Below are 8,817 nucleotides of genomic sequence, written 5' to 3'. Positions count from 1 at the left end.
CCACGGGAATATCTGCGGCGGCGAACCAGTAATGGGTTAAGTGATAAAAAGTGTATGGAAATATAGGGGCCAATCCAGTCAGCATGTCGTTAATCCGTTCGAGGGACAGCCAGGGCGCGCAACTGAACAGCATATTAAGCTGTGTTCCATTGCCCATTGTATGTTCATCCAGAACTTCTTTTATTCTTTTGACCGAACCGACTAACCCCGGACTTTTATATTCAGGTACTAGTTCAAGTTGGTTCAGGCCAGCTGCCTGAATGAGAGTCAGCAATTTTCGGCCTAGAGCCGGAATGGGTTTAAGAGTTTTGCGTCGACGCTTACGGGGCACTACCGGCCCTTCCACAGCGGTGATTTTGGTGTCTTTCTTCTTGTCAGGTAGCCAGTCATTACCGCCAACCGGATTTAGTGGGCTGGTTTTTCCTTCAGTGATAGTGTTATCAGCGTCCTTACTTTTCTTTAGCCTGAACAAAGGGCACTGTTCATCATGCTGTCTTGTCGTCTTGACGTGGCGTAACCTGGCAACGTTAACCTCGCAGTTAAAAGGACCTTCAATGTTCGGGTCATGTTCGACGCAATCGCATTTTAACCACAACTTACGGCGGTCCATTTCTTCAAGCACAGAATTTGCTATACGTAAATCAGCCTGAGCGGGTTTTCGACCGTTGCTGAACACATGCAGCAATGCCTCTCTCTCTGCCAGATTCAGTTTCCTTTCAAGCCTTCCCCTTGGATTTTTTTTCCACACCAGGTCCATTGCTTTACTCCTTCACTCAAAAGTGCGATTACGATAACAAGATAGCATCTTGTTATCGTAATATCTTATTAATATCGCAAGATGGTAGTGTTACATTCTAATCAATTGAATTTAATGTAGTTGTTAACATATTAAGTTAGCATGATAACAAAATATCAACTCCAGCGCATATTGAAAATTAATGTTTGCTATCCTATTATCTTAATAAGATAACAAACAAGGTGTGCGGAATATGATCATTGTTCTTGGTAGTCAAAAAGGTGGAGTAGGTAAAAGTACGCTCGCAGTTTCCATCGCTGCATATCTTATGGCATTAGGAAAGCGAGTTCTCATTGTAGATGCCGACGATCAAAAATCAGTGCTGACCTGGTATAACAATCGACCAGAGAACTTGCCTCATATGCCTGTGACTGGAGCGTCCGGCAACATCAAAGCCATGCTTAAAGAGCATGAAAAATCTTATGACTTTGTAATCGCCGATTGTGCTGGCCGTGACAGTGCAGAGATGCGAAGTGGATTAATGGCTGCAGATGTGTTTATTTCCCCTTTACGACCGTCCCAAATGGATTTGGATGTTGTACCTCATACATGCTCTGTTTTTACTGCTGCTAAAGATTTCAACGAGTCTGTACGTGGGTATTTAGTGTTGAATATGACACCAACTAACATGTTCGTTAATGAAGCTAATCAGGCGGCGGATGTTCTCAAAGACTTTCCGGAAATGAATCTGTCTAATGCTCGCGTATGTGACAGAAAAGCTCACAGGGATGCCTGGGCCGAATCAATGACTATTTTTGAAACACAGAACATCAAAGCCCAAGAAGAAATTGAAGCTCTGGTTAAGGAGATCATTCTGTGAGAAATAGAGCACATACGCCGCCAAAGGATGAAGCTTCGTTTATAAATGGAGGTTCAGCTGGCCTTACTGCAAAAAATCTTGACGAACCAAGTAATAAACCTGCGACTAGTAAAGCAAAACCAGTCAGCATCTCTCTTGCTGAAGAGAATCTTAGCTCAATTGATAATGTCATAAGGGAAGAGATGTTATCAGGGAACAGGAGAGTCAATAGATCAGATGTAGTTAGAGCTGCAGTGATGGCGTTAGAAAATTTATCGCGAGAAGAAATATCTCAACTCATTGAAAAATCTAGATTAAAATAATAATTTAATAACTTAATAAGATAGCAAGATAATAAATTACTATCTTGCTATCTTGCTATCTTGCTATCTTGCTATCTTGCTATCTTGCTATCTTGCTATCTTGCTATCTTGCTATCTTAATCATCTATTTTTTTAGCAACGCTACCGCCTCATCGCCCGGCATCTGGAACTGCACCCGGTGCCGTGCCGCGACATCGAGCGCAAACACCTTCGTATACACCTCAGTCGAACTGATGCTCTTATGCCCCATCAAACTCTGCAGCACCTTCAGTGGTATACCGGCATACAGCATGTGCATCGCGTAGGAATGACGGAACGTGTGCGGGGTCACCGGCACGGAGAACGTCACCCCGTCGGCCGCTGCGGCTTCAACTGCTTCGCTGAGCCAGGTGCGGACCGTCCGGTCGGTGATCTCCCAGATGCGTGCCTTCTCGGTTCTGCCGCTTCGCTTATTACGTCGTTCAAGAGGAATTTTCAGCGTGGCCACCATCATCTCCAGTTGACCGACATAATTCGCATCAGAAAGCGGTACCAGCCGGTGAGTCTGACTGCCGACGGGCGCACGGCCAGCCGTTCTGGCGGCTTTTTCAGCCCTTTGTTTGAGTGTGGCCAGCTGCACGAACGGATAGGGCGGTGCCAGGGAAAAATCACTCCGGGTCAGGGCCAGTGCTTCGTTAATACGGGCGCCGGTGTTCCACAGGGTAGCAAGAAGCATCTTGCGGTGAAGGTCGGGCACATAGTGGAGCAGGGCACTCACTTCCGGGGCCAGCAGGTATTTCGGCAGTTCGTCCTGAACCAGAGCCATCTGACGCAGGGCCAGCGCCGCCGGATAGTCGATAGAAACAGGTAACTGAGCCCCTGTGGTCGAATACCCTCCCAGGGTAACGAGTCCGGTCATCAGGATGATTCTCCGCCCGGGGATATGCGCAGTGCTTCCGCAATGATTTCCCGGTTTTCTTCGGTACGCGAGTTACCAAAATAGTCCACTTCCAGACGCAGGGAATGATCTGCAGCCTCTATCAGATCCGACACTTTCTGCAGGGCGCTTTGCAGCTGCGGCGCTGATATCACTCGTTGCACATCATGCACACCCACACCGTTGCGGTGTACCAGATCGTTTCGCCAGTCTGCGATGATACCCAGCGGCTCAGTTGGCCAGACGGGCGGTATATGAAGCACAGTCCCGAAATAGCGCTCAATGGTTTTTACGTTATGAAACGTCATCCGGGAAACAAAATTCTGCGCCGCAGGCCGGAACATAGAAAGAGCCATTTCACGGGCAGCATGTTTTACCGGATTTTTGATTTTATCGGACTTCATATAAAACTCATCCCTGAACCGTGTAAGCGGAAAATCCTCTTCCAGCAGAGCCCTGGCGCAGTACATCAGGTACGCCTCCATGACCGTCACGGCATGGACGAAAGACATCCTGTACACCAGTTCAGGCTGCTCTGTATCGAGCAGGGTATACAGCCCCCCTTCAACTCCTGCCTGGCGTGAAGGTAACGCTGATGAACATTGTTCAGGGAAGCCACAAACAGCCCGTGTTCATGATCCCACTGAGCCTGATCGGCGAGATACTCCTGTTCCCAGTAATAAAGGTTAGCGGCCTGTTCCCATTCTTCTGAGCCGGGTACAACATCCGGAGAATTTTCCGCAAGCCATTTATCAAATCGTTCAGATTCAATATCCATCATCTGGTCTTTCATGCTTCCCATAATGCCAGTACCCTTCTGTATGGTTCTGTAAATGAAAAATCCCGTCGGTCATACTGACGTAGCGCCTTCACGGAACGGCTCAAAGGCCAACAGGGCGTCCGTCCTGGAGGGCAGCTCGGTACAGTCCCCGCGCAGCGGGTCGATCTCTTCATCTGTGGCCTCGTTATACCACATACGCAGCCGCCATCCCGTCACGGGAGGCGCGTTCTGTATGGCCAGCACCATCCCTTCCGGCGACAGCAGCTCACGGAGCGTGTAGCAGGCGCCAATCCGGGTCGAGTCCCGCAGCCACATAACGGGGTACTCACTGACCAGCTGGTCATATACGCATTCAGCCGAGTGAAAGTAATTTCCGTCCGCCCTGCATAAATCACACATAACCCTTCCTCTACTGAGAAATCCCGCCACCAGTTATCTCATGACGTTCTCAGAATCCGTCCTTCATTCGCCGCTGCACAGAGAGCAAGGTGAGCTCTTCCAGCCCGTCCGGGACGATCCGTTCCGGATTGGTGTAGATGGCATTCGCATCCCCGGCCAGCCACCACGTTCCGGAATTTCTGATTCGCTCAGCCACCGTCAGGCCGTCCCAGGTGACGATCAGCCAGGTGTTCACGCTCCGCTCATCCGGAGGGCGGAGCCAGAGCCGCTGATGACCGAGGGCGGTCAGCGCCCGCCAGACGGTTTCAAGTGAAACCGGGACGCGCTCGCTTTCATGTGATGATGTATTCATACGCAATAGTCACTCAGAGTAATTATTATGTGCAGCACAACTGACTGCGCACAGGACTGCATCAGTCACCCACCTGAATATTCCCCTGCTTATTTTTCCTGCCATGAATATCACCAGAAAGATAATAAGCAGCCATATAACCACGCCATTAAATTACCGGATACCCGTTTCCGGCAGATCCGACTTTCCGTCTTATAACAACTTTCCGGAAGTGTAACACGGTGAGGGAATAAACAAAGCGGCAATATCTGCCCCTGCACGAAGGGTCGCAGGGAAGGGGGTAAACACTATATATAGAAGAAAAATCAGCCTATGGCGTAGCACATATTGTGTTTTTAGGCCGCTGCGCGCCGGAGCCGTTCCGGCAGATCCGGAACTGGGAGTTTTCGGATCTCAGCCAAAAAAGAGAGAAGAAGGTATATGTGGAGCATATCCATATGCCTGGCATCTGCATAGGTAGAGCATACTCATATCCTCACCATCTGCATATCCAGCCCCTATACATATGCATGACATCTGCATATACTGAACATATGCACACACCCGGTGCAAAGCACCCCATTCCGGATATGCACCACATATCCACACCTACCCGGGAGAGAATTATGAGAACCGTATCCATTTTTAAAAATGGCAACAACCGCGCCATCCGTCTGCCCCGCGATCTGGATTTTGAGGGGGTGAGCGAGCTGGAGATCGTCCGGGAAGGGGACAGCATCATCCTGCGCCCCGTCCGGCCGACCTGGGATTCATTCTTTGAGCTCGAAAGAGCCGATCCGGACTTTATGGCGGAGCGCGAGGACGTTGTCACCGACGAAGGACGATTTGATTTATGAACAAGATTTATATGCTGGACACCTGTATCTGCTCGTTCATCATGCGAGAGCAGCCGGAAGCCGTCCGGAAACGCCTGGCACAGGCGGTGCTGCGCGGTCACCGCATTGTGATCTCGGCCATCACCTACCAGGAGATGCGCTTCGGTGCCACCGGCCCGAAGGCCTCACCCCGCCACGTGCAGCTGGTCGATGAATTCTGCGCCCGCCTCGATGCCATCCTGCCCTGGGACCGGGCCGCGGTGGATGCGACCACGGAGATTAGGGTGGCGCTGCGCATGGCCGGCATGCCGATCGGCCCGAACGACACGGCAATAGCCGGGCATGCCATTGCCGCCGGCGCGGTGCTGGTGACGAACAATGTGAGAGAGTTTGAGCGGGTACCTGACCTGAAGCTGGAAGACTGGGTATAAATAACGTGAAAACTAAGGATATGTGATACGCGATTTTGGGGCTGCTCGATATCTGAGTGGATCTGATCATACAACCTCAGGACGCATTAGCGCATGTGAGGAAAAAACACTTACCTTCGATCTGGGATAAATTATGAAATTTGAATACAAATCAAGTGTGTATTTACTTCACAGTTTTAAAGGGATTTAAGAATAACTTGGAAAGTTCATATACCAATGAGCCATGCTGAACTCAATCTGTGTTCTGATGTTTTTGAAACAGAAAGGATCATACCAGCATTGTTACAGAGAATCGAACTACTCTTAGCAATAAGAGTAGTTCTTTTCCGCGATATACGCTGTGCCTAACTACCTATTATGCGAAAAAATTAACCGCATATCTCAATAATAGATGATGCGGTTTCGACTCAATACGTGCTATTGATTTTTTGAAATTGATTGACGCATTTCAGATGACGATTCCTCATAGAGACGAGATATATAGTCTGACATATCATGGTTATTCTTTCTTTTGCGATTGAATTTCTTGAGATATTTATCAACTGCAACACTAATCATTCCAGAATCCTCTGTGACATGTGTGATGCCAAGATTGATGAGAATGTCTAGGTTATTATTTTCGATGAGATCATCAAAAGCATTTTTATCCCCAAGTTCATTCAATGTAGCTGCTATGAAAAACTTTGCGTAATCTATGTGTTCACCAATCTCATCATATTGTTCAATGGCTACTAATAAATCCTCAAGAGCTGGTTTGAAAAAGTCGTAACAATAATTATTACTTAGGCAGCGTGTAAAAATACATAATAATGCTACAGGCGTAAATTCCTTAAGGGGTATATCTGTATTACCCTTGAGAATATCAACATATAATTTACCAGCGTCTACATATGACGAGAGCACACCCTTTGTTATTTTTTTATAAGGCGTGAGATACGATGCAAGGAAGAATGAACCATTGTAGAACAGTCTTAGAAACCTTGTCCTATCATCTTCAGGCTTGAAATCATTAATTTTATCAATTAGATATTCATTGTCCCTTTGCAAGCCAAAATAAAAGAAATAGCAGTTTGCCCAGTAAATTTCATATATTTTATCATTTATATCTACAAATCCTTTCTTCCTTAAGCCTTCAGCATAAAAGTACTCCATGAATGATCTATGGAGGAAAGTAAAGGTGTTCGTCCTGTTATTTACACAGGTGACCTCACTACGATATATTAATCTTTTGAATAACTTTTCTTCATCGACATTAAGGTTTCTTTTTGCAAGATATGTTAGAAATATATCCTGAACTTCTGATACAGAAATGCATGCCAGAGCATTATCCATCATATAAATAGAGATCTCAATTAAAACATTACTAATAACATCATATTCGGTTTGGGAAAGCAAACCTTTTGAGGTATCCCATCGACCCAGTACAATTTCACTGTATTTAGAATACAACTCAGTCATGGTCGATGGTAGTTCTTTAATCTCATCAGAAAGTATTCTCGCCAAAAGAATGGCACTTACAGGGGTTCTCGGAATAAATTTAAATAATGGGGTTTTTTCAATTCCATTCTTTAACTTATGAGTGATTTTTATATCGTTTCAGATTTTATCCACAAAATCAATGAGTTGAGATGTTGTAAGTGGAATTATAGAATATCTAGAAAACATTTTATCAATTATTTCATAGTCCTCGAGCGAGTCCATAACCCTTGAGGCCACTAGTAATCTTAATTGATCGTTTCTTGATATTTGTTCAACTATCTTGCGGAAGTTTGACTGTCTCTCCTCCATTGACTCTTTGACTTCATCAACTGAATCAACTATAAATAGAATCTTTCCTTCATGTTGTATTTTATACTCTGACAATACTCCAGAAATAATTAATTCCACCTCTAGATTTTTATCAATCAAATCTTTATATTGACAGAATATCGGTAAGGTATAATCTTTCTCATAAGAGTATTCTGCTTTTATTTTCTCAATTAACTGCTTTATTAATGTACTCTTCCCTGCACCAACATTCCCCTCCAAAAAAACGAAACGTTCATTTTTAATGACGCTAAAAAGCTTCAAGGGGCGATGTCTTCTTTTTTTACTATCCTCTTTAGAAACATAGCGATCAATTAGGTTGTTTATGCCAATGCTACCAAAGAATGAGCTTTCAGGTAGAGAACTCATCATGTTCAAAGAGTCAGCCAAGTAATGTTCGTAATTGATTGATTCAAAATCCCAGAACTCAGGGTAATATTTAGATATCAAAGAACATAATTTTTCGCCATCAATAAATTTAATGTTTGTTGATTTAAACTTGTAGTGAATTTTTTCTTGAGCGTTATTAGATATGGTCGAGTTTGTAACAACCCAAATCTCATTCAAATGAATATGTTTTGAACCCGATGAGATTAACCTTGGGAAAATTTTACACTCCTCTATTTGACGTTCAACCTCATTGTTCGATTGGGTGATTTTTCCGACTTTACAGACAACGCCAATATATATTTCTTCATCAAGTGTATCATCTCTTTTTATTATTACAAAATCGGACCCTTTTTCGCTAGGACCTTGTTTATATTCAACATGGGTCACTGTTGGCAATTTTGGAAAAAGTGCTCTTAAAACTGGATGGAAATCATCAACTTCACGTTGCAAAGACTCTATTTTTTTTAACTGTTCAGGCTTCATCTTTTGTCCTTTTACTATGCTGCTTTGAACTAATGTAGTTTTCTAATCATCATTCAGCCGGAAGCTGCCGTCAATCTGCTCACCTGAGAACAATTCAACAAGTCGTGTTTCGAACTCGAAAACCCGTAGATGAGGCGGCAAAGATATCAACTTGTTCATTTCGGCTATCAGTTGTACTACCACCTTTGGCTGTATCAGCATCAATTGTTTCCAGGCGTGAAATCATTACGCGATTGTCATCGCGGCTTTGTTGGTCCTGTTCAGACATGGTCTCAGCTTTATGTTGCTGTAGGGCACTAAGAACATGCGGTGCAGTATCGTGATCCACCTGTTTCAGTAGGCATCTGACCCTTTTGGTTTTTGAAGTTCCCTCTTCCTGATAACGTTCATCGTCAATGGGCTTTGTTGAATAAATCGAACTTTTGCTGAGTTGAAGGATCAGATCACGCATCTTCCCGACAACGCAGACCGTTCCGTGGCAAAGCAAAAGTTCAAAATCACCAACTGGCCCACCTACAATAAAGCC

Annotated in this window: 9 protein-coding genes and 3 pseudogenes; 4 read left to right on the top strand and 8 right to left on the bottom strand. The window is 45.0% G+C overall.

Annotated features, from left to right (window positions below; all coding sequences use genetic code 11):
- Positions 1-70: 70 nt before the first annotated feature.
- Positions 71-757 (bottom strand): annotated as a pseudogene (locus C6A40_RS24140) (hypothetical protein); the annotation flags it as partial.
- Between the two features lie 232 nt (positions 758-989).
- Here C6A40_RS24140 and C6A40_RS24135 point away from each other — a divergent pair.
- Positions 990-1,616, top strand: a complete 627-nt coding sequence (locus tag C6A40_RS24135; protein WP_008502208.1) for a ParA family plasmid-partitioning AAA ATPase — start codon at positions 990-992, stop codon at positions 1,614-1,616.
- Positions 1,613-1,918: a hypothetical protein gene (locus C6A40_RS24130; RefSeq protein WP_071530977.1), complete on the top strand. Its 306-nt coding sequence runs from the start codon at positions 1,613-1,615 to the stop codon at positions 1,916-1,918. Before C6A40_RS24135 ends, C6A40_RS24130 begins: the two co-directional genes overlap by 4 nt.
- A gap of 124 nt (positions 1,919-2,042) precedes the next feature.
- Here the strand turns inward: C6A40_RS24130 and C6A40_RS24125 are convergent, their stop codons facing one another.
- The 4 genes and pseudogenes from C6A40_RS24125 to C6A40_RS24110 all read right to left on the bottom strand — a co-directional run bounded on the left by C6A40_RS24125 (position 2,043) and on the right by C6A40_RS24110 (position 4,366).
- The gene (locus C6A40_RS24125; protein ID WP_008502207.1) at positions 2,043-2,816 is read right to left on the bottom strand and encodes a site-specific integrase; all 774 of its coding nucleotides are present in this window, start codon (positions 2,814-2,816) and stop codon (positions 2,043-2,045) included.
- Positions 2,816-3,636 (bottom strand): annotated as a pseudogene (locus C6A40_RS25550) (hypothetical protein). Before C6A40_RS25550 ends, C6A40_RS24125 begins: the two are co-directional and overlap by 1 nt.
- Before the next feature lie 48 nt (positions 3,637-3,684).
- Complete coding sequence (locus C6A40_RS24115) at positions 3,685-4,014, bottom strand: hypothetical protein (protein WP_114191457.1); 330 nt, start codon at positions 4,012-4,014, stop codon at positions 3,685-3,687.
- A 49-nt stretch (positions 4,015-4,063) separates the two neighbouring features.
- Positions 4,064-4,366 (bottom strand): hypothetical protein, encoded by a 303-nt coding sequence (locus C6A40_RS24110; RefSeq protein WP_008502204.1) that lies wholly within the window; start codon positions 4,364-4,366, stop codon positions 4,064-4,066.
- A gap of 605 nt (positions 4,367-4,971) precedes the next feature.
- Between C6A40_RS24110 and vapB the strand changes: the two genes are divergently transcribed.
- Together vapB and C6A40_RS24095 are read left to right on the top strand one after the other, a co-directional pair.
- Positions 4,972-5,202 (top strand): type II toxin-antitoxin system VapB family antitoxin, encoded by a 231-nt coding sequence (vapB, locus tag C6A40_RS24100; RefSeq protein ID WP_057688290.1) that lies wholly within the window; start codon positions 4,972-4,974, stop codon positions 5,200-5,202.
- Positions 5,199-5,612, top strand: a complete 414-nt coding sequence (locus C6A40_RS24095) for a type II toxin-antitoxin system VapC family toxin (RefSeq protein WP_057688291.1) — start codon at positions 5,199-5,201, stop codon at positions 5,610-5,612. The genes vapB and C6A40_RS24095 overlap by 4 nt, the downstream gene beginning before the upstream one ends.
- Positions 5,613-6,029: 417 nt before the next feature.
- Here C6A40_RS24095 and C6A40_RS25385 read toward each other — a convergent pair whose 3' ends face one another.
- The 3 genes and pseudogenes from C6A40_RS25385 to C6A40_RS25545 all read right to left on the bottom strand — a co-directional run.
- Positions 6,030-7,115: an NACHT domain-containing protein gene (locus tag C6A40_RS25385; RefSeq protein WP_239991068.1), complete on the bottom strand. Its 1,086-nt coding sequence runs from the start codon at positions 7,113-7,115 to the stop codon at positions 6,030-6,032.
- Positions 7,116-7,208: 93 nt separating this feature from the next.
- The gene (locus C6A40_RS25380) at positions 7,209-8,291 is read right to left on the bottom strand and encodes an NACHT domain-containing protein (RefSeq protein WP_239991067.1); all 1,083 of its coding nucleotides are present in this window, start codon (positions 8,289-8,291) and stop codon (positions 7,209-7,211) included.
- A 45-nt stretch (positions 8,292-8,336) separates the two neighbouring features.
- A pseudogene (locus C6A40_RS25545) lies at positions 8,337-8,688 on the bottom strand (restriction endonuclease); the annotation flags it as partial.
- Positions 8,689-8,817: the final 129 nt, after the last annotated feature.

Origin of the sequence: Enterobacter sp. GER_MD16_1505_Eko_090 (assembly GCF_003331015.1) — a bacterium.
GTDB lineage: Bacteria > Pseudomonadota > Gammaproteobacteria > Enterobacterales > Enterobacteriaceae > Enterobacter > Enterobacter roggenkampii.
This window is presented reverse-complemented; position numbering and strand designations above follow the sequence as displayed.